This window comes from Microcoleus sp. PH2017_09_SFU_O_A, assembly GCF_020738625.1.
Classification (GTDB): Bacteria; Cyanobacteriota; Cyanobacteriia; order Cyanobacteriales; family Microcoleaceae; genus Microcoleus.
In genome coordinates this window covers 1-26,434 of sequence record NZ_JAEQCF010000016.1, presented here as the reverse complement: position 1 = coordinate 26,434, position 26,434 = coordinate 1, and the positions used below count along the sequence as shown (strand labels likewise).

Below are 26,434 nucleotides of genomic sequence, written 5' to 3'. Positions count from 1 at the left end.
GCAGGTAAATCAGCTATCTCCTGAACTCTAGCCCCTAAAAGTGACACAATTCTCCCTAGAACAACTTTCTCGATCGAACCTGAGAATCAGATACATTTAACCCGGTAAATCCCGGACTAAGCCCAGAATAGCCGTGTATGGCAAAACAGAAAAAGCAGCAAGCTCTCCTGTCAGGGAGGTATCTCTCAAGGCTTTCAACAAAATATTGAAAGCGCCATTTTTATCCCTGTCCAGAGTGTGTCCGCATTCTGGACATTTAAAGATTTTAGCTCCACCCAATTTAGCGTGGATATGCCCACATTTTGAGCAAGTTTTCGATGTGTACTCTTCTGTTACGTCTACTACAACACCACCATGTTTGGTGGCTTGATGCTTCAACATTTGCTTAAAACGATAATGGCTCAACGTGACCATCGCTCTAGCAGTTTTAGTCGCCAACCTACGCCTACCTTTCTTAACCATTTGCTGTGTTTCAAAGGTTGGCAAGAAAATTAGTTTGTACTTGGCTGCAAAATATTTTGCAGCTTTTTTGTGCAATTCATTAACTAAGTTCTTGATTTTGATTCTAATTTTTGCTGCCGATTTCCGCAAGCAATACCTCAGTCGCTTGAATTGCCTCCCTTTACTTAGTCCAATGCGGGACATTAATTTGTCTAGATGTCTTGCTAGCCGATAGATGCGACCAATATCGTTTTTTCCTATTTCGATAAAGTCACTGCCGTCAAAACCAGTAACAAAAGTCCTAACACCTGGATCCAGTGCGACAGCTAAATCACTATCGATCGGCTTTATTTTTGGTTCGTCAATCACATAGCAGATAAACCACTGCCTGTCGATCAAACTGAGTGTTGGCTCGTGTTGCATTACCTCAACGATTGGTTCGGACGCTTTAAAGGTTAGCCCTTTAGTAGCAAGCGGGTAAAAAGCCCCGAACTTCCAGTTAGATGTTTGAAATCGGATAGTTTGAGATGTGTCTAAACGGCTTCTAAATTTTGCCGTTCCTTTTGCCTTTTTAGCAGCTTTGTGTGCTTCAAAAGCTTGAAACACTGCCATCTGTCGCGGGTTGTAAGGTTGTTCGCAAACCCAGTCGGGAGCCGAATCCATTATCTTTTTTCTTAAATCATACTTGCCTATTTTTTCGTCCTTAAGAATAGCAATTGCTTGGTTGTAACACCACCTACTTGCCGCAATCCAAGTCCTCCATTTTGCTGCTAGCTTGGCTTCCGGGTAAACTCGAATCTTCTTTGATAGCAGATTTGTATTTTCCCAGACCGTAGAGTCGGCTGCTAAAGACGTGGATGATAGCAAGGATGTCTTCAACCATTTCTCGTTCACAAGACAACTCGTTTCTGCTGAGAACCATGAGTTGGCAATTGTTTTGTTCGCAGATCCATTTGATGAGCTCACCACCGAACCTTGCGAGTCTGTCTTGATGTCCGACCACAACTGCTGAGATATCTCCCGACATGACTTGTCCCAAAAGGGCAAGCAGCGCTTTTCTTTTGAATTTGAGTCCGCTTCCGATGTCTTTGAAGACCTTGGCTTGCAGGTAGATACTTTGGAGGTAGCTGACTTGTCTGTAGAGGTCTTCTCGCTGTTTATAGCTGCTAACCCTGGCGTAGATGGCTGTAATTCGGTCGTGTCTGCCTCCGAGAACGCTGTCGATGTCGTAGCGTCGCTGGTTGGATGGGGTTCTGATTGCTGATATTTTGCCGACAAGTTCCCAGTTTCTAAGGGTTTTATCTGAGACTTGCAGGATTTTGCAAGCTTTTCGCGGTGTGACATATTTTGTCATCGCTAGGTGGTATTTTTGTTTTCAATCCATAGTGCCAGCTTTTACAATGATTTACTAGGAATTTCTAGGAAATTATTTACTTTATGTCAACAGTCTGGAGGTTTGGTCTCCTTTTGTCTCATACCATTGTCCGAAAATAATGCAAATGTAAGCCCGTGCTCCAAACACTTAATTCATCAGCCATTCCAAATCCCAAATCCAATAATTACTTTGCCACTGGAATGCCAGATATTTGCAACTGTAATTTTTGGCCTGGATAATCTGTTAGCGTCAGCGAAACTTCCTTAGCATTTTCCAGCAAAGCTGTGGGAATACTCACCGTACCGTAATACACCTGCCCGTTGGGTGGAAGTTCCGCCGGCAAATCCTCAGCAGTCGCCGAAAGAGCCCGCCCTTGATTGTCAGTGACGTTCAAGAAACTGTAGAGAAACCTCACAGCTTGGGAACCTTCGTTTTTCATGCTCACGTCTAGCAGCATCGAGTTGCTGCGCTGGCTGGCGGCGCTCACTTCCAGAGTTACTCCCCCGTCGCGACTGTTTAGGGGAAACTTGGCGCTGGTATTTGCCGCAGCCGGTTTTTTGGCTGTGGCAGGTTTAGAGCTTGCCTTGTCTGCTTTAGTATTTGTCGCGGCTGTTTTTTTGTCAGGATCGCGACCTTCTACCCGCGCTTTGACGGTTTTAAGAATGTCTTTTTCTTTCAAAATGCTCACTTGGTCTTTGCTAGCCGCAGCTCCCTGCTTACCGCTGCCAGCATTGTTGCTGGGGCGAACATCAGGTTGAGTCGTTCCTTTCAACGCTTCGCGACCTATAGTAAATCCCCAAACAGAACTCGTCACACCTGCTCCAAACATTAGAGTTAGCAGAATAAGAGTCAGCACTACCGTCGAATTCACCTTTCTTCCTCCCTAGAGACTCCCGTCATAACTATACTCGGCTTGGCGGTGAGAGGAAAGGGAGGCCAGGGTCTATACTGCATTATTATGTATCTCCATAAAAGGAAACCGTTGCGCCTCAAAAGTGGTTATTCTCCCTGGCATACCTGCTGACATTACAGGATAGAGGCTGCTGATATTGTTCTTTCGCTTACCCGCCTCAGTGGGGGGTTTAATTTGGGGATTGCTCCCTCTCGGATTGCTCCGGTAATGTTAGCTTCGACAAAGTTAGTGGTCGGTACTTTCTCGCTTGGCACTGTCTCCCAAATGACTGTTTAACCTAAGAGTTTTAGAGCTACGGACTAGCTACGCATCCGTAGGTAAGAACGTGACATACCCGACACTCATTTTGTAAACAAATAGAGTGCGGGCTTCCTCTTTCAACGGGAGAGCCTTATTCGCAGCCCTCTCTAAGCTGGTCTTATCCTCCCTCCGTAGGTTTTACTCACCTTTATGTGGTACTCACTAGCAAGATAATTACTTATCTTTTCCGGCAGACTCCCTGTGTCCCAAGGAGTAGAATTGTTGATTTTTTCACCCATCCATCAGCTCTTTTACGGCTTAGCTGGATATTGGGGCTACCAGTCAGAAACTGATAGGTGGTGTCTAGCCTTTATACAACGGAAAGTTCGCCCACCACGGCTACTCTTATCATCCCCGCTTAGTTCGAGCCTATCATGGATTCGCTATCGCTCAATTTGTTTGGTGCTCGTTTTCATCCCGTCACTCATCCTGTAAACGGATAGAGTGCGGGACTTCCAACTCGTATTAGTTAAACGCCTTGCCACTAACGCAGGCATTACTGACTGAGTCTGGTCAACTAGGGCTATGTTTCAAGCCCCCGTTATAGTCGGTACTCCGATTTAACGGTGGGTTGTTGACTGCCTATAAGTTGATTCCAAAATCGTAGAAACTGCTAATTCCGGTCGATCGACTCCAGCACAGAGGTGATACAGGCGATCGCGGGTTCGGCAGATCTAAAAGATTTTGATTTTTGTTCTCTAGTTCTAGCACGGACTGGGAAATTATGTTATACTACTTTTGAGTTGGATCGACATAAGTCGATCTAACGGCAGTTGGCCGAGCGGTTTAGGCAGCGAACTCATAATTCGCCCCAGGCAGGTTCAACTCCTGCACTGCCGATTTTAAGGTACGTAGTTGCGCTTGGGCGCTCTTGTCTATACTACTGATTGGAAAAACTGAGAATCTGTTTCGGCCGTTAAGGTACGTAGTTGCGCTTCAGCGCTCTTTCATGAAGCAAAGAGCGCTAAAGCGCAACTACGTACCTAAGTCAGTTGTGTCCCGGATGTTTCGAGGCTAACGAGCGACATCAACCCTTAATCAATTCCACTCCGTCGCGCCCGTCAAGTTCTTGAACATAAACCTTAACTTGTTCTTCCTTGGCTGTCGGCAACTTTTTACCCGTAAAATCCGGCTGAATCGGTACTTCTCGGTGGCCGCGATCGACTAATACCGCCAACCAAATTTTCTCCGGCCGCCCGTAATCGTTTACCGCATTCAAAGCCGCTCGAATTGTTCTACCTTTATATATAACGTCATCTACCAACACCACCGTTTTGCCGGTCAAATCGAAAGGAATTTCTGTTTTAGCAGGTGTCCGCATCGCAACTCGATCCAAGTCATCTCGGTAAAACGTAATATCCAAAGCACCCACGCATACTTTGACTTGTTCGAGGACTTCAATTTGAGCTGCCAACATTTGAGCTAAAGGCACTCCTCTAGTATGAATCCCCAACAGCACTAAGTCCGAAGGAGCTCCTGATTTTTCGACAATCTGGGAAGCGACGCGGGTGAGAGTGCGCCTCACTTCATCCGGGGATAAAATCTTAATAATTTTAGTCATTGCTGGCTGCGAGCTAATGGTTGGCTGTTGGCGAATCGAACAATTTTAGATTTTAGATTTTAGATTTTAGATTGACTGGACAAATTAATCTCAGGGTTGGAACAATTATTAGATGTGAGACTTCGGCGTTAGTGTCAGCGTCGAACGATTTTAGATTTTAGATTGACTTGACAGTTGAATCTGGGAGTAGAACTACTAACGTCGAAACTTGTTTGGCTCTTCCAGAGGGAGCATCTCATTTTTGAAAAAAGCATCTTTTATTATAGTGCTGTCCCCGCTCGCGAGTATTATACCGCTCGCACTATAAATGCAAAACTAAGATACTCCCCTTCCAGACTCCTGTCGGAGGGCTGTATCTGTCTGCGGGTCAGGCCCATTGTTAGGGAACAAAACATAATAAAGTATAAACAAGCAATGATAGTCCCAACCAAATCAGAAAGCAATACCGAGTTAATTGCAATGCTTGGTCAATTTGCTGCGGTGCGATCGCACGAATCGACTCGCCTAACAGCGGTTTGTGTTTGATAACTCCCCGATAGGAATTTGTACCTCCCAGTTGTACTCCCAAGATGGCGGCGTAGGCGCACTCGCTCCAACCGGAATTGGGACTGGCATCTTTAACAGCATCTCTCTGACAAATCTGCCAAACGTAGATCGGTTTGCCAGATATCAGGGCTAAAGTAATCACTGTTAGCCGACAAGGAATCCATGTCAGCACGTCTTCTAGTTTGGCGCTAAACCATCCTAAATCTGTGTATGGTGCTTCTTTGTAGCCGACGGTAGAATCTAATGTGCTAGCTGCTTTGTAGGCGATCGCACAGGGAACTATCGCCAGATCCCACATCGAGTCAGGAGCGATCGGTCGATCGATAACAGTTAATAATAGATGCGGCAGAGCGAACCCAACTAATCCATAAAATAGCGGGGCACTCACGCCATCTACTGCATTCTCTGTTACAGTTTCTAACAATGCTCGCAGAATTTCTGGCTCAGATAAGTTTTCGGTATCCCGACCGACGTAAAGGCTCAACCTTTCTCGCGCCTTGACTAGATCTCCAACATTTAAAGGCGCTAGCACGTCCTCAGCAGCAGCCCTCAAACTGCGACCGGCAAAACAGCTAGCCAGCAAAATGGTTTGTAGGGCAATGCCTAAAACAGGATGCACCCAACTAGCAGCAAGGACGATCGACCAACTGACAGTATAACTGCCTATAATCAGCCCGATCGCTAGTATTGTACCAGCACATCGTAGCAGCAGTTGGTGCCGCTCGCCTGGGGGACGATCGCCAGAGAGAGGCATTTTGTCTGCGGGATTGTTCCATATATTAAAGACAAATCGAGTATAGCGGTCGATCGCCCAACCCATCGCCTGCACGGGATGCGGCCAACCCCAAGGATCGCCGATCGAATAATCCAATACCGCAGCTAAAATCAAAACAGTAAATTCATCCGGCATTATTATATATGGTGTTCAACATGATAGTCCCTTCGATCGCTAGTGAGCGATCGGGTAGCTGCTGTTTTAACTGCTGCTACATCGAGCGGAGTGTGATTTTTTAGAGCCGATTTTAACTGCTGAGATGACTTTCGTCGTGCAGTTCGTGTACGTTCTGTTCCCAATTAACACCGTCAAAGGGTAGAATCTGAAATTGGGAAACGGCATAGTCGTCAAGACAGCGGACGTTGACATCGAATTGATCGGGATGCGATCGGGGACGATAGAACGAGTGAATCCCACAAATCCGGCAGAAAGTATGTTTAGCAGTGCCTGTATTAAATGTATAGGTTGTCAAAACATCTTCCCCGCAGAGCAAGGTAAAACGTTCGGGCGGCACAATCAGGTGCAAAAATCCTTTCTTTTTACAGATAGAGCAGTTGCAGTCAGATGACGAGTGTTTGTCAACCGTGACTGTGAAGCGGACAGCACCGCAACGTGTGCCACCAGAGTAGGTAACAAGTGTTGCGTCCATGTGAGTTGGCGATCGAATGAATGAACTTACCATCTAAATGATAAAGCTAGTTTCTTCTCCGAGAGCAGCTTGCCAACTGCGGACATCATAGTATAAGTCTTCGAGGGAAATACTGTACAGCGCTTCGGCCAGTTTTTTGTGCAATCGGTTCCACAAACTGAATGTTACCCAGTCCTCTGGTTGGGTAGCGTCAGGAGAATGTCGAGGTAAAGGTTCAATAGTTTCCCCTACAGCCTCTAAGATTTGTCCTAAAGAGATTTGAGCTGGCTCCCGAGCCAATTGATATCCTCCCTGGGAACCCCGAACAGATTGGACTAAACCGGCTCGTCGCATTTCAATCAGCAATTTTTCTAGATATGGAGCGGGTAACTCCTGTCGGTTCGCAATCGATTTCACCGATGTCGGCCCGAACCGAGGTTGCAAACTTAGATCCAGTAGAGCTTTGACACTGTAGTGTCCGCGTGTGGTTAACTTCATGGGATTTTAAGAGCGGGGCAAATATTCAGCTAGCTGATAGCTGATAGCTTATGCTACCTAGTTTAGAGATTGCTCGCACGCTCCTGGCAGCTACTCCTCAAGAAAGACTCCACCTTGTTAAAAATATTTAGACAATAGTGGTTAACAATTGAGCCGATCGGTGTAATATAGTTTTATCAAACAATTGGGTTTAAAGCCCCATCCTAAAAAGACGGCTTTCATGATAGAGTAGACTTTGTTGATTCGCGAGATATAAAAATCCGGTCTCAACTCTCTTATTTCAAAAAATCTCAAACAGGTTGGGGCATCAACCTGTGGGCGAGGTGATGTTAGACAGGTGAAGAACCTGCAATCGCTGTTTGAACCCAGAATCCCAGCGCCTTTAGGTGGGGGAGTATGTCAAGACCGGCTATAAAGCTAAACTTTCTTGGTCAAACCAAAAACCAACCGAGAAAAAATCCGTACACCACTTGAATATTTCAGGACTCAGTAAATGGCTAAAAAGAAAAATATCGAACCCCTTGAAGGCGAAGATCTGATCAAAAAGGTCAAAGACCTAGAGAATCTGACCAAGGAAGAAAAAGCTAGAGCCTGTGGCTACTATACCGTTACCAAGAACGGCGTAGAACGGGTCAACATGATGAAATTCCTGAATGCGCTGATTGATGCAGAAGGCATTCAGCTAGATGGGAAGCAAAACGGCAACGGACGCGGCGGACGCTCGGCTAGCTATCGGATTAGCGTTCAATCTAATGGCAACTTACTGATTGGAGCTGCCTACACCAAGCAGATGGAACTCCAGCCAGGAGATGAATTTGAAATTTCTCTGGGACGCAAGCACATTCACCTGCGCCAAATCGATCGCGAAGAAGTATCCTAGGTCTTTACAATTTGCTTTGAATTCTTGCTTGAACGGGTTGGTTTGACTTCAAGCATTGACTGCTGGCAGAGAGTGGGCTCTGAAATTTTGTTCTGAAATTTTTCAGTGCGCCTAAAACAGTATGGATTCTATAGATGGCAATGGCTCGATAAAAGTCAGTGCTACTACTTTATATTTTCTGAGAATACCTATTCTCGCCCCTCGCTATATCCGTTTGGACAAGCGGGGGATTTTCCGCGTAGCTGTTGATAGTTGACAGTTGATAGTTGACGGTTGACAGTTGCTCGAACAACGGGGTGCAGCGGCTTGTGCAAGGCGAATATATCCGTAGGGGCGAAGCATGACAAGAGTCAATATGAGATGATAACTAATAACTTAGGAACGAAAATTTAATAACTTACACTCTTAAAAGTGGGATGGGCGTCCCGCCCGTCCCTTATAGACGGGCGGGACGCCCATCCCACAATCATTAAAATTGTAAGTTATTTAATTCTCATTCCTTATAGGGAGCATCTCAGTTTTGCAAGAAGCATTTTTTATCGTAGTGCGAGCGTCCCCGCTCGCGTGCTTGTACAAACAAGCACGCGAGCGGGGACGCTCGCACTGTAAATGCCAAATTGAGATGCTCCCTCCTTATATGCGGTCATGCTTCGCCCTATTCCAAAACCAGATGCACCCGAACAACGAAGAGGGAAGAAGGAAAAGGAACAGGTTCGAGGGATTTCAGGATGAAGTTTGACGGACAAGCAGATGTATTTCCCGATTGGAGAGTGACTTTTCCAATCTTGTCTGATGCAACTCTCGTGCTGGCGATCGCCAGCACGAGCTCGTTCATTCCCAAATCTCAAATCTCAAATCTCAAATCTCAAATCGACTGACACCGAAGCAACCAGCTTCGATCGCCCTACGTGAAATTATGGGTCGAAACAGTTACAGTGTTAGGGAGCAATTAGTCAGCAGCCTATGCCTTTGTCCCGATTCGCCTTTCAAACTGTCCGACAACCCACAAAAATACCTCTGCGCTGCGTTCTAGTCGGCTCTTTTGTGGTGCAAATCGTCGCAGCAGTCGGGATGGTCGGATATTTTTCCTTTCGCAACGGACAAAGAGCAGTCGAAGAGCTCGCCCAGAAATTGATCGGGGAGACGGGGAAAAGAGTTGAAGAAAAGCTGAGTGGTGTTCTCGAAAATACTCACTGGGTAAATCAACTCAACGCTGAAGCGATCGATCGCAAGGAATTAAACTTACAGTTAGAAAGCCGCCAGCCTCGGGCAGAAAAGTTCCTTTGGCAGCAAATGCAATCGTTTAAAAGCATTCAGTGGATGTCCCTCGGTTCTGAAAAATCAGGAGAATGTCTCGCCATTTGGCGCAACCCTAAGGACAAGAGCTTGCAAATTGTCGTCGCTAACAAATCTACCAACTCTCAGAACATTTACTACGCTACAGACAACAGAGGAACTCGCACGGTTCAATTAAAAGTAGAAGCAGGAACCTACGATGCTCGCCAGCGCCCTTGGTACAAAGAAGCTGTCGCAGCTAACAAACCAATTTGGACGAGCATTTACCCCGGTTTTACTCCGGGGACTGTGTTTATTGCTGCGAGTCAACCGATTCGCGATCGCAATGGTAAATTGCTGGGAGTTAGTGCGGTAGACTTTTCGATCTTGGAAATTCAGCAATATCTCCATCGCCTCAGGTTTAGCAAAACGGGGGAAATTTTCGCGATCGAACGATCGGGCTTGCTGGTTGCCAGTTCGAGTCAAGAATCACCCTTTAGAAAGTTGTCGGGAAAGCACCAGCCGGAGCGGCTGAATGTTTTAGACAGCCAAACTCCTGTTATTCGTACCGCAGCTAAGCATTTGTACGAATACTTCGGGGGCTTTGGCGAGATTAAGCAGCAGCATCAACTGAAATTTAACCGAGACGGGCAGGATTATTTTGTGGCAGTGGTGCCTTTTTCTGATAGTTACGGTTTGAACTGGCTGATTGCGATCGCAGTTCCCGAATCCGATTTCATGGGGCAAGTTAACAGAAATACCCGCAATACGATTGTACTTTGTGTGGCCGCGCTACTGCTATCGACCATTGCCGGAGTTCTGACAGCTAGGTGGGTAACGCTGCCGCTGCTGCGTCTCAACGCAGCAGCTAAAGATATTGCCCAAGGAGAATTCGATCGCACTGTTGGTGTGAGCAGGCTGGATGAAGTCGGTAAATTAGCCCAGTCTTTTAATGAAATGGCCGCTCAATTGAAAAAATCTTTTGAAGCTTTGGCGTCTAGTGAAGAAAAATTTGCCAAGTTGTTAGAAAGCTTGCCCGTTGGAGTCACAGCCCTGACTCCCACAGGTAGCACTATTTTTATGAATTCGGTGGGAGAAGAGCTCACTGGCAAAAGGGCAATGCCAAGTACAACCGCAGCAGGGCTCTCAGAAACTTATCAGCTTTATGTAGCAGGCACCGATCGGCTGTACCCGATCGATAAGTCCCCGTTTGCACGGGCTGTGAGGGGTGCAACAATGATTGTTGAAGATATGGAAATTCGCCTCGGTGGGAAAATTATTCCTTTGCAAGTGCGATCGATGCCGGTGTTTGACGCTCTTGGCAATGTCCTGTATGTGATTATTGTTTTTCAAGATATCACCGATCGCAAACAAGCAGAAAAAATATTGGCTGACTACAACCGGACTCTGGAAATTGAAGTAGCTTCGCGCACAACCGAGTTAGCCGAAATCAATGCCCGCTTGGAAATCGAAATTGAGGAGCGCAAGCAAGCTACAAAAATTATCCGCAAAGAGCGCGACTTTAACTTCAAGATTATCGAAAATTCTCCGATATTTTTTGTGGCGATCGACTGTGAGGGTAAAATCCTGCGGGTGAATGACTGTATGCTGCAAGCTGTGGGCTATACTGCCGCAGAAGTTATCGGCAAAGATTATTTAGCTATATTTGTACCCGAGGGCGATCGAGCCGGATTGCACTCGATTTTTAAGGCCGTCAAAGCCAGCCCGCAAACGGTTAATGAGCACCGGATTGTCACCAAGTCGGATCGGGGTTTGTTAGTCGAGTGGCACGGTACGCCCGTTTTGGATGAAAATGGCAATTTTGACTTTCTTTTTGGATTTGGGATTGATATTGGCGATCGCAAACAAGCACAATTAGCCTTGCAAAAAAGCGAAGCTCTGTTTCACAAATTAGCGATCACGGTTCCCGGAGAACTTTACATATTCGTGCAACATCCCGACGGCTCAGTCAAGATGGAATATATCAGTCCTATGTGCCGAGAAATTCAAGAATTAGAGCCGGAGGAAGTCAAAAACAACTCTGCTTTACTCTACGAACAAATGCACCCGGACGATCGCCCCAGCCACTTCGAGGCAATTGTCAACAGCGCCACAAATCTTGAACCATTTTCCCACGAGTGGCGGATTGTGACAGCATCGGGAAAACTCAAATGGCTGCAAGGCTATTCTCGCCCAGAATTGCGCGAAAATGGAGATATCGTCTGGCACGGCATAATACTTGATATTAGCGATCGCAAACAAGCAGAACAAGAACTCAAACAAGCCAAAGAAGCCGCAGAAGCTGCCAACAAAGCTAAAAGCATCTTTCTTGCCAACATGAGCCACGAATTGCGAACACCCCTCAACGCCATTCTCGGCTTTGCTCAATTAATAGAACCCAGTGCTAATTTAACTTTGCAGGAACAAGAGAATATTAAAATTATTCGTCGCAGCGGAGAACACTTGCTTCAACTCATTAATCAAATATTAGACTTATCTAGAATTGAAGCTCGACGCATGACACTCAACCCAAAAAACTTTGACTTGTACCGTTTGCTGGGCGACGTGCAAAATATGTTTCAACTTCCCGCACAAAATAAAGAATTGCAATTAATTGTCAACCGCTCGCCCGATGTTCCTCAGTACGTACAAGCTGATGATGTTAAGTTGCGACAAGTGCTGATTAATTTGTTAGATAATGCCGTTAAATTCACCCAAAAAGGCTCAATTTCAGTAACAGTAAGACCCAGAATAGAAGTAGCTATATCTCCAGAACCAAATAATAATATCAATCTATCAGAAGCTCAAAAAAATAATGCTTTTATTTACTTTGAAATTGCCGATACAGGGTTAGGAATTATCCCCGAGGAATTAGACAGTATATTTGAATTATTCGTGCAAAGTTCATCTGGTCAAAAAGTTCAAAAAGGTACAGGTTTAGGATTAAGTATCAGCCGCGAGTTCATCAAATTAATGGGCGGTGACATTACCGCCCAGAGCGAAGTTGGACGCGGCACAGTCTTCAAATTTGATATTCAAGTTGTGACGGGAGTCGGCCCTGTTGAACTTATCAATAAATATGTTACAGTAAATAATGTATCGGAGAGTTCAACTATTGTTACCGAAAAAATATCTGATAGTGCTGCAATATTTACGTTGGACTCTAAGCCGCAAGTTTCCCCAGAATGGACGCGCAATCTCAAACAGGCAGTCCATCAGGCTGACTTCGATTTTATTGCCAAAACAATTGAGGAAATTCGCAGCGATAATCCTATTTTTGCCGAAGTTATGATGAATTATTTAGATAATTTTGATTATCAAAAGATACTGGATTTGATTGCAAAATTTGAGCTGTAGGGTACACCTAATGACTAATGACTAATACCAGTTCTCCCCGAAAAAATCAACATTTGCTCTCCTCTACTTTACCATGTATGAGCGTGTACCTTCATAGTGAATTGGTATAAGGTGCGTCGCTATCAGATTGCCGATTAAGTTTAGGGATTTTTCATGGCGACGCACCCTACGAATACATCGCTAATAATGTTCGCGAGCGGGGACAGCGCTAATGACTAATCTCGATTTTTGGGTGTTTGTTTGTGTTGAGAAAAAACTCGACAGTTATTGAGGTCGATAAACAAATGTTCCTCTTGATTGTTGTCTGACATATTCACTAGATTGTATTGAACATTGTCTCCATAAATAGTTAGAGCAATCTGGCAAACTTCTAAAAATTTAATTAGCCACTGACATTCAGCAGCGGAGTTATCTTGATAGTATTCAATTAATCGAGCAAAACAAAGTTCTAAGTAGGTTTGGGAATACGGTGAGATTAAAATTATCTTTAGCATCAAAATCGCTAGCGTTAAAGGATTTAGTTGAGTCACGAAAATTAGAAATAAGGCGGTTGGTTCCCCAGAATTTTCCACTGTCAAACATTTGATTAGATAATTGCAAGTTCTGAGCAACAGGCTACTGTTCAAACTTTCTTCGTCATTCTGGGGATGAAAATTATCTAAAATATTGATGAGTTGTTGGTGATAAATATCAGAACTATTTTTTTTTTCATTGTAATAACATAAATACTTAATCAGAGATTCCTTGAACTGCTTGTAGGTAATATTTTGACTGTGACTGATAAAAAGATTGGCTAAGCTGCGATAGTTCAACGAGCCTCGGTTGACCAAAATTATTTTGATTAAACGCAGGGCTTCCTCTCCTAAAAGTGTGGGATTATGATAATTTTTAAATTTGAATGTGGCTGACTGAGAGCGAGATGTATACATTGCTAGGTCAAACTTATACTTGTCTTTTAACTTCTGGGACAAGAGTTTGGCAGTTTGGCGTGCTTCGAGGGTGTTTTTAGTATCGAGATATTGAGTGGCTAGCAAATAAGGCTGATAGCGAGAAGTCCAGTGCTTTTCTACGGGCCGGTAGTCGCCGTACTTCAATACAAATAATTTGATGTTTTCATAGTCTTGGCTGCTGACAAAGTTTGTCAGCCACACTTTCAGTCTTTTGAGAATATTGTCTGCGTGAGGCTCGCTGAGGGTTCTCTCGCTAATAATTGTAATTAATTTCCGAGCAAGTTCGTATTGTTTGTTGGATATCCAGTTATTTAATAAGATGTAAGAGCAGCGTTTAAATAAGTTGTTAAATTCTTGTTGACTGTTAAATTCAATTATTATGTATAGGGATTGAATTAATTTAGGGTTAACTGGAGCAATTAGTTCTATAAAGATTTTTTTGAATTCCTGGAGACTAACTTCTGGTTCCGAGTTGTTGATGTGATATATGAAAAATTTGTAAACGATCTCTTGAGCTGCGAAAACTGTCAGCTCTGATTTTTGTAATTGAGCTGTTGGTTGAGACGATCGCGCCTCGGGCAATATATTGTTTTTTAGAGTAGGTAGAACTTTTGACTCTTGGGTTTCGGATTGAGAGGTAACGTTCTGAGATGGCATACCGTCCTCGCTCAGATGATCAATACACTATTATAGTTATTTATTGCTGCTTTGCAGCTAATAATTTAGTATTTTACTTGACTTTTGGGTAGCTACAGTTAAGCCCCCCGATCGCCCTTTTGGTAAGGCAAATCGAGGGGGTTAACTGTTATTTGTCAAGTATCTGAGGGTGTCAAGCAGGGTTTGCTTGAGCTCGTCTTTGCAGGAGGCGGGCAATCTCAGCTTTTTCTACAAGCCCGACTAGGACGCCGTTTTCGCCTGTGACGGGGAGTTCTTGGACTTTGAGTTGTTCGAGGAGGGTGACGACTTCGAGGAGGGACAATTCGGGTTTGACGGTGGTGGAAAATTCGATCGGCTTCACGAGCTCTTTAACTTGAACTTGGGGCCAGCTTCCGGTGGGGATGGTTTTCATGTCGTCAAGGTCGATCGCACCTACCAATTGTCCGGCATCATCGGTAACTAGGAACCGGCGCCAGGTGTGAGTGCTACCGATGACGTAGTTGTTGGCAAATTCTCTGAGGGATAAGTTTTCTGGGACGATCGGGCTTTCGGCAGTCAAAGCATCTGCGGCTGTGAGTCCTGCGAGTTCATTTTGGACTGTGGCATACTGTGCAGACTGACCGGCATTTTGCAGCAAGAACCAACCGATTACTAGATTCCAAATATTGCCGAAGATGCCTGTAGCAATGGCAATCCAGCCAATGATTTGACCGACGCGGCTGGCAAAAATTACGCCTTTGTAAGGGTTGCCGGTAATCTTCCAGACGATCGCTTTGAGGATGTTGCCGCCATCGAGGGGCAAGCCGGGAATTAAGTTAAATAAGGCTAAAGCTAGGTTGATGGAAGCTAAAAGTTGAACGATGGCTGCGGCTGGGCCTGTGAGGGCTGCACCGACGCCGATAACTGTTAACAAACCAGCCAAAAATAAGCTGACTAACGGGCCTGCAATGGCGACCCAAAATGCTTCGGCTGGGGTTTTCGATTCTCTTTCTAAATTAGCCAGTCCGCCAAACAGAAATAGCGAAATCGATTTCACGCCAATTCCCTGTTTGATAGCTACCCAACTGTGTCCTAATTCGTGGGCTAAGACGGAAGCAAATAACAGCAGGGCTGCGAGTAATCCTAGCAGCCACGGCGCTACGGGGCCTAATGTGGGAAACAGGGCTGCTAGTGCGCCGCCGTATTGCCAAGTTACTAAACCCAGGACTAAAAACCAAGAAGCGTTGACAAAAAAGGGAATTCCAAACAGGTTGCCGACGCGAAATGTACCGTTCATAATGGCTACCTCTGATATTATGGGTGAGAGTTTTTTGCTCTCTGTTTCCTTATCGTAACGAAATGTAACTGAGATGTTAATGGTTGAATTAGGGTGTTATCCGTCTGGGGAGGTTCGGTTTGCGGAATAATCACCGTCGAGTAAGGTTCGTAGGGTGCATCTCCATGCAAGCGAATATATCCGTAGGGGCGAAGCATGACGGCAGAAAATATGGGATTATAACTAATAATTTATATGCGGTCATGCTTCTTCAGGCTTCAAAAACCAGATGCACCCGGTTTGATCGTTCGGACTTCAGTCCTCTGAATTAAGGACTAAAGTCCTTACTACGAACCGAAATTCAGTTAATTATCGATCGCATCTTCACCCAGCGGCCGGCTGTAACGCTTCAATTCATCAATCAATCGAGTATCGTTAGAAGCTGTTCTCGCACCTGCTTCGGCAGCCCAGTGCTTCAAATCTTCAATTTGCGATCGCGCGATCGCAGCTAATGGTACTGTATCCTCGATCGACCTCAAAACATCCTCCGTCATCAAATCCCGGCGCTGCCCGTTCACAAAAGTGCCAAAAGCCCGGTACAATCCATCAATCACCACTTGCTCAATTTCCGCACCGCTAAAATTCTCAGAAGACTTCGCCAAAATTGCCAAATCAAAGTCGCGGAATCTAGTGGGGCGCAAACGCTGTAAATGCACCTTAAAAATATCTTGCCTTTCTGATTCCGAGGGTAAATTCAAAAAGAAAATCTCATCAAACCTGCCCTTTCTCAGCAACTCAGCGGGCAAAATCCGCACGTTATTTGCAGTTGCGACGATAAACACTGGGCTAGTTTTTTCCTGCATCCAAGTGATCAAACTGCCGAATACCCGGCGCGAAGTTCCCGAATCGCCGTCGCCGCCGCTGATGATGTTGCCGAAGGCTTTATCTATTTCATCGATCCATAAGACGCAAGGTGCGATCGCCTCTGCCAATTGTATCATTTGCCGAACCCGGCTTTCGCTTTCCCCGACAATGCCGCCGAACAATCTGCCAGTATCCAAGCGCAGCAGCGGCAAACGCCATTCACAAGCAATAGTTTTCGCCGATAAAGATTTGCCCGTTCCTTGAATTCCTACTAACAAAACGCCCTTAGGATTGGGTATACCGTAGCGGCGGGCTTCGTCAGTAAAAGCATCTTGCCGCATCTTTACCCACTGTTTCAAATTCTCCAATCCGCCGACATTTTTTAAGGATTCTCGGGAGTTGCAAAACTCCAAAATTCCGGTTTGGCGAATTGCTTGCTGTTTCTCTTCCAAAACTCCGTCAATATCTGACTCGTTAATTTGCTGTTTGGCGGCCAAAGCTTTAGCTAAAACCCGCCCGATGCGAGCGCGGCTCAAACCTTGACAAGCTTTAACTAATTGTTCCTTTACTAAGCCGCTAACTTGCAACTGTTCCGGCTTTTCCACAACGTGGGAAATTAAATGATTGATTTCTTGGATGTTGGGCAAAGGGAAATCAATTACTGTTACTTCTTCTTTCAATTCCTCCGGCAATTCTAGCGCGTGAGAAGTGAGGACGATCGTTTTTTTGCTGCGCTTCAATTCCCTGGTTAAATTACGTAATTCCCGGATTACAGGAGCACTTGTACTGCTGTAGGGATATTTCAAGATTGGGTGCAAATCTCGGAGTACAAATAGAGTATATTCTTCGACAGCGGTCTTGCCGATGCGATCGAGCGCTGCCATTACTGAACCTTTTCCAGAACCGTTATCTTCCCAGCCGCGCACGATATCCCAGAACAATACTCGGCGCGCGGGTGTTACTTGCAGCGCTACTTGGGCAATTACAGCTTCGACTGGTTCTTCTTCGGCGCCGACAATGTACAGCAGGGAGTACCGGGCGCGAATCATCAAATCCAGTCGCTTGATTAGGGCATCGAAAGGGTTATTTTTACTGCCATTTCGGGCATCTAATTCTTTAGAATTGGGGTATTTTTCTGTCATTTTATTTGATATCTTAGATGTAAATTTAACTTGATTAAATATTTTGTTTGGAGTAAGGACTTTAGTCCTTATTAATCATTTCACCAGACTCAAGGTTTGTAGTAATGACTTTAGTCCATATCAAGGATTTAAACGGACTAAAGTCCGTACTACGAACGAACTTTGAAATTATAACAGAATAGGGATAATTTGGCTACTTAGCAACTTTTCGGGCTTGTTTCACCATGTCAATGAGAGTGTGGTGAGCATCTTCGGCGTCTACTAAAGTGCGATGGCTACGCCCCGGCTTACGCCTACGAACTTTACTCTGACTGGCACTATTTCGTCATTGACTTGAGCGGTTAAATCCATACCGTTGGCATCAATAGCGAGCATTTGAGCTGATGTCGCCTCGGGTTGGCCACCGTAGGCTTGAGCGTACAAAACTACGGCGCTAGCGCGATCGTCGTTCATGTGAGTGCAGATGCGATCGCTAATTTCGGTGGAAAACTTTTCTGACATAGGGATTCCTCATATGCAATATTGCGATCGATTGTACTGTGAATCGGAGTTGACAAGATACTTCGCAATTTGCTAAGATTAAATTCAAATGATTTTAGCGAGTCAAATCGATGCGTAAATTTGTTTGTTATCCACGAACTGTATGCACGTTATCTCTCAATCCGCGGGATTATATGACTGTATGCGATTTAAGGGCGATCGGGTAAATAGCTAGTTTCACAAAAATTCGAGAGTTAACAACACATTTTATAAATTCTGTCAATATCCTGAAGATATATTGTTTGATAGTTAAGAGAGCGATCGGTGCGATCGACTAGATGTTCTGCGTAATTTCTGTAATTATTGCGATTTAATGCTGCAATTTAGATTTAACTCTATTACAAAAATCGACAAAATGACGAAAAGTCGTCAATTGTTCTGGCTTCTCTTCAATTCTTTTCAATAGCTGTTCCAAATAAAAGGGCTTGAGTGCATCTCCGGGTCTTGTTTTAGAATATGTGGTATGTTTAGCTGCCAATAATGCTCTCAAATAAGCTCCGTGAAACTGAGCGTGAGTATGAAATTTGTGATATCTTCCCATCTTTTCAGGACACTCAATGGAAACATCGTAATACTTATTATAATCTAATAAATCTAATAAAAGTTGGCTTTGATGATCTCTTAAATGTTGAGGATGTCTTGAATAAATATTGCGATTGCCCAGAAGCCAACTTTCCAAGCAGCGATTTTGAACAATTAGCACAAGTTCTGTATTTTTTAATACTAGCTTTTCCTGATTTAAAAAATCATAAATTTCTGCGTACCTTTCCGCAACAGTATTTTCTTCCGCATCAAAGCACACTACAAAATAGTTGTATTTTCCACTTAAGTTAATTTCCTCAATCGAAGGAGGAATAAAATCATATAATGATGGATATCCTTCACCACTAATCAGGTAATAATTTTTTTCATTCACCTCATCGTAACTCTGAACTCGTGTTAATTCAGGCAACAGATGACTTAGCCAAGCTGGATAAACTTTTCTCTCCGATTGCATCCCTTCGACTAAAAAATATAAATTCATTCAACTTTAATTCCTTCGCTATATTCTTCGAGATTAATCAATTGTGTAAAAGCCTGATGCCTAGATTTTCCCAGGTTCAAATCTTTCGCATCAGTTACCGTTACTACACCTCCCTTGCGAGTTACTATTTTCCAGTATTCCATGCTGATATTGTTGATTATGTACGGGTGATGACTGGTGAGGATAAATTGAATATTTCGGTTTTCCGTGAGCAAATCGGTAACAACATCGATACAGTTAATCCCCAAGCTGTTTTCAAATTCATCGATCAGAATTACAGTTCCTTGTGGCGACAAGTACAGTTCGCTAATGAGAATTAGCGTTTTCAACATTCCCGACGAAATGTTATTTTGCAAAATCCAATCATTGATACTTTTCTCTTTGATCTGAATCGGAAAATTCGGAAATAATGGATTGTCATCATTTTCGACTGCTTCTATTTTAATATCTTCAATTTGAGGAAATATATCTATAAATTTGCGTTTGATTTCATGAAAAGTATCTGGGTGATGGCGAGCAATTAAAGCAATTTTGATTAAAATTGGTAAATTACTTGATTTGATATCATCTAGTGAGAAAATATTAGTTGAAAATATCGATATTACCCTGTGAGGCATACCAAAAACTTCATTAAAAGAAACACTAAGATTGTCACTATAAATGATTTTATTAAAACCTTGCTGAACAGGTAAAATATCTTCCTCTTGATTTAAGATTTGTACTGCGCTTTGAAAAGGTGATAATTTGGGCGTTGTGTTACCTTTAAACTTGATTTCAGTAGAGTTTCTTTCGATAATTGTATCTCCATTTCTAGATAAATGCTCGCGGACAATCCTAAAGTTACTGGCTTCGTCTGCCTGATTAGGAATTATGACAGGATTTTTTTTCGTTTCAAACTCGCCTTGCCATTGGTACTCCACATCATCATCTATTGTCGAAAATGTGATATCCCACGCTAAGCCATTTAATGAAGCACCATTTGCTATCTCTTTTAACCTCGAAATTCCTTTGAGTATTTGAGTTTTGCCAACGCCAGATACCCCAACTAGCAAGGCAAGATTGGAAAAATAGATTGGTTCAAAACGCCACTCTAATACACGATCGCAAAAAGCTACTTTCTTAATTCTCATTTTCCGCTCCTATCTATTAATCATCTGCGTCCATCAGCGTTAATCCGCCGACATCTGCGGTTAAAAGCTGACATAATTTTGCCGCCACCAAGCGCGGACAAACTTAATTTCCTCAAACGTATAACGTTCTTGCAAATACTCATAAATTACTCTCAATCTCTCATCTCCAACAACTTCAATTGCTTGTACAATTGCCTGTTGGCTTTCCGATTCTACTAACAAATTTATATCAACTTCCCGACCCATATCCATCAATTCTACCAGATGTCCCGCAATAGTAGTCGGACTCATGCCCCGCGCATTGGCTATGGCTTGAACCGTCAAACCTTGGCGGTATAATTCCCAGGTTTGCATCTGCGAATAAGATGGAGCATTAGCAAGAGTGGGAAGATTTGCGACATCAGCAGATGCTGTACCGATTGGCAATCCTTGTTCTTTGCAAAAAGTGTGAATAGCCTCTAAGAAAACTTTGCCGTACTTATCTCGCTTGTTGCTACCAACGCCGTAAACTTCCTCAAATTCGGTGAGATTTTGCGGGCGTTTTTCTGCCATGTCTCGCAAGCTTCTATCGGCAAAAACTACGTAAGGCGGTACAAATTGTTCGTCGGCAATTTGTTTGCGGAGACTTCGTAATATGGAAAATAAGCCTTCTACTTCTACTGCTAAAGAGCGAGTTCTTGCCTGTACTTCCCGCGGCGCTTCAATGGCGATTTCAACTGTGCGCTGGCGTTTCATGATTTCCCAACTTTTCTCGTTGAGTTTTAAAATGGGAAAGCCGTCTGTTTTTTCGTCTAAAAAACCTTGGTTGATCAGCGAACGACTTAACTTTTTCCACTCGTCGGCAGTTCTATCTTTGCCAATGCCGTAGGTGGAAAGTTGGTTGTGCTGGTATTGCAATATTTTTTGACTTTTGGAACCCCGCAGCACGTCTATAATGTGATTCATCCCGAATTTCTCTTGACATCTGGCGATGCAGGAAAGAAATTTCATGGCTTCAAGCGTCCAGTCTTCTACGGGTTTTTTGTTGCAACAGTTGTCGCAGTTGCCGCAATCGCCGGGAAATGAATCGCCGAAATAACTTAGTTGGACTGTGCGGCGGCAATCGCTGGATTCTGCATAGTTGATTACTCGCCGTAGTTGTTGGCGGGCTATTCTTTGTTCTTGTTCGTCGGGTTTTTGTTCGATGATGTATTCGATGGTTTTGACATCGCCGAATCCGAAAAATAAGGTGCAGTGGGATGGTTCGTTGTCTCTGCCTGCGCGGCCTGATTCTTGATAGTATCCTTCTAGGTTTTTGGGTAAGTCGTGGTGAATTACAAATCGCACGTCTGGTTTGTTGATTCCCATGCCGAAGGCGACTGTTGCTACCATTACTTGTACGTCGTCGCGGATGAATCGGGTTTGGTTGGTCGATCGATCTACATCGCTCATTCCGGCATGGTATGGTAGGGCTTGGATGCCACTTTGCTGCAATTTGTAGGCAACTTCGTCAACTTTTTTGCGACTGAGGCAGTAGATGATTCCTGAACCGCCTTTTTTTTGGATGATTTGCAAGACTTCGGCAAAACTGTGCTTGGTTTTTTGGCGGACTTCGTAGTATAGGTTGGGGCGGTTGAAGCTGGCGACGTGGATGTAGGGATTTCGCAGGTTTAGCTGCTGGATGATGTCTTGGCGGACGCGCTCGGTGGCGGTGGCTGTTAGTCCCATAATGGGGATGTCTGGGTAGCGATCGCGCACTCGCTCCATTTGCCTGTATTCTGGTCGAAAGTCGTGTCCCCATTCTGAAACGCAGTGGGCTTCGTCGATCGCAAATGCCGAAATTCCTAACTTAGAAGCTACTATATCTAAAAACGGTAAAAATCTCTCGCCCAGCAAGCGTTCGGGCGCAACGTACAGTAGTTTAATTTTACCTTCGAGAATTGCTGTTTCGCGCGATCGGGTTTCCATCGCGCTCAAAGTGCTGTTGAGAAAAGTCGCCCCAATCCCATTATCCTGCAAAGCTTCCACCTGGTCTTGCATCAGGGCAATCAGCGGCGAAACCACCACCGTCAATCCCGGTTTCAACAAAGCCGGTAATTGAAAACACAAAGATTTGCCACCGCCAGTCGGCATGACAATCATCATATCGCGTTGTTGTAAAGCAGCTTCGACAATTTCCCGCTGGCCCGGGCGGAAAGAGTCATAGCCAAAGAAATGTTTGAGGGATTGTTCGAGGGATGAGGGCGCGAGAGATGTTGGCGGATTCGACCCTGACATTTGCAGTAATTGGTTGTTGACTTCAACCTTATTCTAGGTCTTTTGAGCACAAATACAGTTACAATATTTGAGAATCTCAATTTAAGCAGATAAACCGATGCCGAAAGCAATTTGGAATGGTGCCGTTTTGGCCGAGAGCGATAAGTGCGAAATGGTAGATAATAACTATTATTTCCCGGCGGATGCCATCAACCGCGAGTATTTCAAGGATAGCAGCACTCACACTACTTGCGGTTGGAAAGGTGTTGCCAGTTACTATAGTGTTGAAGTCGGCGGACAGGTTAATAAGGATGCTGCTTGGTACTATCCTACTCCGAAAGATGCTGCTAAAAATATTGCAGGATATGTTGCTTTTTGGAAAGGAGTTAAGGTGGAGGCTTAGGTCTTTTTCGCAGGTTTCTTAGCCACGATTTAGACAAGTCAAGATAGAGGACACAACGTTGTTGTGTCCCTACGGGTTATTTGAATTAAATTTGATATAATACCGGGCGGTTGAAACCGCGTCTATACAAACCAAACCCACCTCAGTGGGTTGAAGAATGATATGATACCGGGCGGTTGAAACCGCGTCTATACAAACCAAACCCACCTCCGTGGGTTGAAGAATGGACGGAGATTAATTCAAGATAATTTGCGAGTTTTGCAATTCAAGTCTAATTCCTCTTAATTTTTAATCTTGTTCCCAAGCGGCGGCCGCTTCCCATCCCAAACCGCGACGAACGACAATTGGTTTGTTTTCAGTTAAATCGAGAATGGTAGAAACTTGATATCCTGGATCGGAATCATCATCGACAATGATATCTACTAACTTTAAAAAACAGTCAAATAGTTCAGCTTTGCCAAAGCTTTCTGCTTTTGCAGCAGGTACTGGTGCAGCACCTTCATCATCAGTGGTAATGTGAGCAGATGTGGAAATAATCGGATTTCCCAAAGATTCTAGAAGTGTAAAACAAAGCGGGTGGTTGGGAACGCGAATTCCCGTGGTTTTGCGTTTTGGGTTCATTACCAATTTGGGCACTAATTTGGTAGCTGGTAGCAGAAATGTGTAGGGCCCGGGGATTAACCGCTTGATGATTCTGTATGCTTCATCGGTGACGGCAGCATACTCGGTGATATTTGACAATGAGGAACACATAAATGTTAAAGGCTTATCATTGGATAGTTGCTTGATCCGCCTGACTCGTTCTACGGCAGATTTGGAGTTGAGATCGCAGCCGATCGCGTAAACTGTATCTGTGGGATAAAGCATCACGGCCCCATCTTTGAGAGCTTTTGTAATCTTCTCGATTCGGTCTTTCTGGGGTGCAACTGGATGGAGTCCGTAAATAATTGCCATGTTAATATATTCCAGGCTAAGTGGGCGATCGACAAATGTGCTAAAACAATCAATGTTGAAAATTAATTGTTAATAATGAATAAAATAGCTTATTTTGACTGCCCAACCGGCATTGCTGGCGATATGTGCCTCGGAGCTCTTGTACACGCGGGCGTTCCCTTAGAGTACCTAATCGAAAAACTCCATTTACTAGGCATTTCGACTGAGTACCAATTGCGGGCCGAATTAGTTCACCGGAATACTCAACAAGCAACTAAATTTTATGTCGATTTAGCTGCGGATTTGCCTTTAAAATCAAACAATCTGGCTGCTGACTCCGCCCTCGATCCCTCGGAAACTGAATCGCCGACTTTCGATGCGCGCCACCACCATCACGGGGAAGAACATTCTCACACTCACGGCGAAGCAGATGCGGAAATTAGCCACACTCATCACCGCCACTTACCAGAAATTGAGCAAATTATCGTCGCTGCAAAATTGCCTCCGCGGGTGGAAGCTTGGAGTTTGGCCGTATTTGGCAAGTTAGCAGATGCAGAGGCTGCCGTACACGGTATTCCCCCCAGTGAGGTTCACTTCCACGAGGTGGGGGCTACGGATGCACTTGTTGATATTGTCGGTACTTGTTTGGGTTTGGATTGGTTGGATATTGATGAGTTTTACTTTTCGCCGATGCCGACTGGTGGGGGTACGGTGAAGGCGGCCCACGGTAGGTTAGCTGTACCTACGCCTGCTGTGATGCGGTTGTGGGAAACGCACCGAGTACCGGTTTATAGTAATGGAATCGATCGCGAATTGTGCACTCCTACAGGAACTGCGATCGCCTGTACTCTCGCCTCTGCTTTTGGCCCGCCGCCACCGATGCAAGTTCAGCTAATTGGTTTGGGTGCAGGTTCGCGAAATCTGGCAATTCCTAATATTTTGCGCCTCTGGATTGGGGAGAAGGAAGAAGGAAGAAGGAAGAAGGAAGAAGGAAGAGGGAAGAAGGAAGAAGGAAGAGGGAAGAAGGAAGAAGGAAGAGGGAAGAAGGAAGAAGGAAGAAGGAAGAAGGAAGAAGGAAGAGGGGAGAAGGAAGTATTTAACCAATTCCCAATGCCCAATTCCCAATGCCCAATGCCCCATTCCCAAGAAACAGTCTGTGTTTTGGAAACGCAAATTGATGATTTAAACCCGCAGGCGATTGGGTATGTTTTTGATGCTTTGTTTCTCGCCGGAGCTCTGGATGTTTTTACTACACCAATTGTGATGAAAAAGTCGCGGCTGGGGGTTTTGTTAAGTGTGATTTGTCATCCCGAATTTCAGGATGCTTGCGAAGCTGTGATGTTTCGAGAGACTACTACTCTGGGAATTAGGCGATCGACTCAACAGAGAACTATTTTGGATAGAGAAATCCAGAAAGTTCAAACAGAATACGGCGAAGTGCAAATAAAAGTTGCTAAGTCGGGAGAAACGATTGTTAACGTACAGCCGGAATACGAAGATTGTGCGGAAATTGCCAGACTTAAAAATGTTAGTTGGCGCGAAGTTCATCGGTTGGCGCTGCAACTTTGGTACGATCGTTAAACAGTTGACAGTTGACAGTTGACAGTTGACAGTGGGTGCAGCGACCTGTGCAAGGCAAATATATCCGTAGGGGCGAAGCATGACCGCAGTCAATATGGGATTATAACTAATAACTTATATACGGTCATGCTTCTTCAGGCTTCAAAAACCAGATGCACCCTTGGCAGTTGATTTGAGTAGGTACACAATGGACACCTTACATAAAGGTTTTTTACAGGTTTTTACAGCAGTCTGCGGGTTTGTAAAATTTGTTGTTGCAATTCCTCGAAAGCGGGCAGTTTTGAGTTAGGATTTTTGTCAATGAGATCCTTTATTTGGTCGATTAGCTCGATCGCCAGCGGTACGCCAAGTTGCAATTGTTCCAAGACATCCCGCTGGGCAAAAACGGCTTCGGGTGTGCCTTCTAGAATCAGTTTTCCGCAATCCATCACAAACACCCAATCGGCCCAGCGGTAGATGAAATCGAGGTCGTGACTTGCTAAAAGTATGGTGGTTCCGGCTGCGTGAATTTGTTGCAGCAAACCGATCAGTTGTTTGGTGTGGCGCGGATCGAGATAGGCGGTAGGTTCGTCTAGCAGCAGCAGTTTGGGTTTGAGTACCATGATATCGGCGATGGAAACGCGCTTTTTTTGTCCTAAACTAAGGTTGTGGATTGGTTCGCGGGCGAGTTCGCTTAAGTTGAATTGCTCGATCGCCTTTTTTACCTGTTGAGCAATTTCGGATTCTGGCAATCCTAGATTGTACAATCCGTAGGAGATATCCTCTTCGACTGTGGAAGCAACTAACTGATGTTCGGGATTTTGAAAGACGAGTCCGATTTGTTGGCGCAGTTTCATGAGAGATTTGCGATCGTAACGAAACGGTTCGCCTTCCCAGCGAATGATTCCCTGTTGCGGTTGGTACAAGCCATTTGCTAGCAGAAACAAGGTGGTTTTGCCGCAGCCGTTTTGACCGATGAGCCCGCAGCGCTTCCCCGCCGGGATTTTGAGGCTTAAATCGTGAATTGCTACTCGCGAAGTGCAGGGATATGAGTAAAAAGTGCGATCGAATTCTAGAATTGATTGAGACATATATTGGTAATTGGTAATTGGTAATTGGTAATTGGTAATTGGTAATTGGTAATTGGTAATTGGTAATTGGTAATTGGTAATTGGTAATTGGTAATTGGTAA

At 44.5% G+C, this 26,434-nt stretch carries 22 protein-coding genes and 1 tRNA gene; 5 read left to right on the top strand and 18 right to left on the bottom strand.

Annotation, left to right across the window (positions count from 1 at the left end; genetic code table 11):
- Positions 1-96: 96 nt before the first annotated feature.
- The 4 genes from JGK16_RS08530 to JGK16_RS08515 form a co-directional block, all read right to left on the bottom strand.
- Positions 97-1,239 carry a transposase gene (locus JGK16_RS08530; protein WP_293202977.1) on the bottom strand — a complete coding sequence of 381 codons (1,143 nt, stop codon included), beginning with the start codon at positions 1,237-1,239 and terminating at the stop codon, positions 97-99.
- Positions 1,178-1,795, bottom strand: coding sequence for an IS607 family transposase (locus JGK16_RS08525; RefSeq protein WP_293182433.1), 618 nt, complete (start codon positions 1,793-1,795; stop codon positions 1,178-1,180). The genes JGK16_RS08530 and JGK16_RS08525 overlap by 62 nt, the downstream gene beginning before the upstream one ends.
- Before the next feature lie 205 nt (positions 1,796-2,000).
- Positions 2,001-2,645, bottom strand: coding sequence for a hypothetical protein (locus JGK16_RS08520; RefSeq protein ID WP_293190294.1), 645 nt, complete (start codon positions 2,643-2,645; stop codon positions 2,001-2,003).
- A 966-nt stretch (positions 2,646-3,611) separates the two neighbouring features.
- Entirely contained in the window at positions 3,612-3,740 is a 129-nt protein-coding gene (locus JGK16_RS08515) for a hypothetical protein (protein WP_293202954.1), read from the bottom strand.
- A gap of 56 nt (positions 3,741-3,796) precedes the next feature.
- Here JGK16_RS08515 and JGK16_RS08510 point away from each other — a divergent pair.
- Positions 3,797-3,869 (top strand) — tRNA-Ile (locus JGK16_RS08510).
- A 187-nt stretch (positions 3,870-4,056) separates the two neighbouring features.
- Here the strand turns inward: JGK16_RS08510 and pyrR are convergent.
- The 4 genes from pyrR to JGK16_RS08490 all read right to left on the bottom strand — a co-directional run bounded on the left by pyrR (position 4,057) and on the right by JGK16_RS08490 (position 7,037).
- Positions 4,057-4,590, bottom strand: coding sequence for a bifunctional pyr operon transcriptional regulator/uracil phosphoribosyltransferase PyrR (gene pyrR, locus JGK16_RS08505; RefSeq protein WP_293182435.1), 534 nt, complete (start codon positions 4,588-4,590; stop codon positions 4,057-4,059).
- A gap of 379 nt (positions 4,591-4,969) precedes the next feature.
- Positions 4,970-6,046: an adenosylcobinamide-phosphate synthase CbiB gene (gene cbiB / locus JGK16_RS08500; RefSeq protein WP_293190289.1), complete on the bottom strand. Its 1,077-nt coding sequence runs from the start codon at positions 6,044-6,046 to the stop codon at positions 4,970-4,972.
- A gap of 112 nt (positions 6,047-6,158) precedes the next feature.
- Positions 6,159-6,560 (bottom strand): GFA family protein, encoded by a 402-nt coding sequence (locus tag JGK16_RS08495; RefSeq protein WP_293182473.1) that lies wholly within the window; start codon positions 6,558-6,560, stop codon positions 6,159-6,161.
- 33 nt (positions 6,561-6,593) lie between these two features.
- The gene (locus JGK16_RS08490; protein WP_293182439.1) at positions 6,594-7,037 is read right to left on the bottom strand and encodes an Rrf2 family transcriptional regulator; all 444 of its coding nucleotides are present in this window, start codon (positions 7,035-7,037) and stop codon (positions 6,594-6,596) included.
- 493 nt (positions 7,038-7,530) lie between these two features.
- On the opposite strand from JGK16_RS08490, the gene JGK16_RS08485 reads away from it, so the two are divergent.
- Positions 7,531-7,917, top strand: a complete 387-nt coding sequence (locus tag JGK16_RS08485; protein ID WP_293157313.1) for an AbrB family transcriptional regulator — start codon at positions 7,531-7,533, stop codon at positions 7,915-7,917.
- Positions 7,918-8,572: 655 nt separating this feature from the next.
- On the opposite strand, the gene JGK16_RS08480 is transcribed toward JGK16_RS08485, so the two are convergent.
- The gene (locus JGK16_RS08480) at positions 8,573-8,752 is read right to left on the bottom strand and encodes a hypothetical protein (RefSeq protein WP_293190290.1); all 180 of its coding nucleotides are present in this window, start codon (positions 8,750-8,752) and stop codon (positions 8,573-8,575) included.
- Positions 8,753-8,880: 128 nt separating this feature from the next.
- On the opposite strand from JGK16_RS08480, the gene JGK16_RS08475 reads away from it, so the two are divergent.
- Complete coding sequence (locus tag JGK16_RS08475) at positions 8,881-12,549, top strand: PAS domain S-box protein (RefSeq protein ID WP_293190291.1); 3,669 nt, start codon at positions 8,881-8,883, stop codon at positions 12,547-12,549.
- Between the two features lie 215 nt (positions 12,550-12,764).
- Here the strand turns inward: JGK16_RS08475 and JGK16_RS08470 are convergent, their stop codons facing one another.
- The 7 genes from JGK16_RS08470 to recQ form a co-directional block, all read right to left on the bottom strand.
- Entirely contained in the window at positions 12,765-14,156 is a 1,392-nt protein-coding gene (locus tag JGK16_RS08470) for a hypothetical protein (protein WP_293182445.1), read from the bottom strand.
- A gap of 172 nt (positions 14,157-14,328) precedes the next feature.
- Complete coding sequence (locus JGK16_RS08465) at positions 14,329-15,432, bottom strand: site-2 protease family protein (protein WP_293182447.1); 1,104 nt, start codon at positions 15,430-15,432, stop codon at positions 14,329-14,331.
- A 344-nt stretch (positions 15,433-15,776) separates the two neighbouring features.
- Positions 15,777-17,417 (bottom strand): AAA family ATPase, encoded by a 1,641-nt coding sequence (locus JGK16_RS08460; RefSeq protein ID WP_293182449.1) that lies wholly within the window; start codon positions 17,415-17,417, stop codon positions 15,777-15,779.
- Between the two features lie 261 nt (positions 17,418-17,678).
- A complete protein-coding gene (locus JGK16_RS08455) occupies positions 17,679-17,918 on the bottom strand; it encodes a DUF2470 domain-containing protein (protein WP_366035287.1) in 240 nt (79 codons plus the stop codon).
- A gap of 349 nt (positions 17,919-18,267) precedes the next feature.
- Positions 18,268-18,981 carry a hypothetical protein gene (locus JGK16_RS08450; protein WP_293190292.1) on the bottom strand — a complete coding sequence of 238 codons (714 nt, stop codon included), beginning with the start codon at positions 18,979-18,981 and terminating at the stop codon, positions 18,268-18,270.
- A complete protein-coding gene (locus JGK16_RS08445) occupies positions 18,978-20,111 on the bottom strand; it encodes an AAA family ATPase (protein WP_293182453.1) in 1,134 nt (377 codons plus the stop codon). Before JGK16_RS08445 ends, JGK16_RS08450 begins: the two co-directional genes overlap by 4 nt.
- 60 nt (positions 20,112-20,171) lie before the next feature.
- Entirely contained in the window at positions 20,172-22,367 is a 2,196-nt protein-coding gene (gene recQ, locus JGK16_RS08440; RefSeq protein WP_293182455.1) for a DNA helicase RecQ, read from the bottom strand.
- A gap of 97 nt (positions 22,368-22,464) precedes the next feature.
- On the opposite strand from recQ, the gene JGK16_RS08435 reads away from it, so the two are divergent.
- Positions 22,465-22,749: a DUF427 domain-containing protein gene (locus JGK16_RS08435; RefSeq protein ID WP_293182457.1), complete on the top strand. Its 285-nt coding sequence runs from the start codon at positions 22,465-22,467 to the stop codon at positions 22,747-22,749.
- A gap of 288 nt (positions 22,750-23,037) precedes the next feature.
- On the opposite strand, the gene JGK16_RS08430 is transcribed toward JGK16_RS08435, so the two are convergent.
- Positions 23,038-23,703, bottom strand: coding sequence for an L-threonylcarbamoyladenylate synthase (locus tag JGK16_RS08430; protein ID WP_293182459.1), 666 nt, complete (start codon positions 23,701-23,703; stop codon positions 23,038-23,040).
- Positions 23,704-23,778: 75 nt separating this feature from the next.
- Between JGK16_RS08430 and larC the strand changes: the two genes are divergently transcribed.
- Complete coding sequence (larC, locus tag JGK16_RS08425; protein WP_293182461.1) at positions 23,779-25,263, top strand: nickel pincer cofactor biosynthesis protein LarC; 1,485 nt, start codon at positions 23,779-23,781, stop codon at positions 25,261-25,263.
- Between the two features lie 221 nt (positions 25,264-25,484).
- On the opposite strand, the gene JGK16_RS08420 is transcribed toward larC, so the two are convergent.
- The gene (locus JGK16_RS08420; protein ID WP_293190295.1) at positions 25,485-26,333 is read right to left on the bottom strand and encodes an ABC transporter ATP-binding protein; all 849 of its coding nucleotides are present in this window, start codon (positions 26,331-26,333) and stop codon (positions 25,485-25,487) included.
- Positions 26,334-26,434 lie beyond the last annotated feature (101 nt).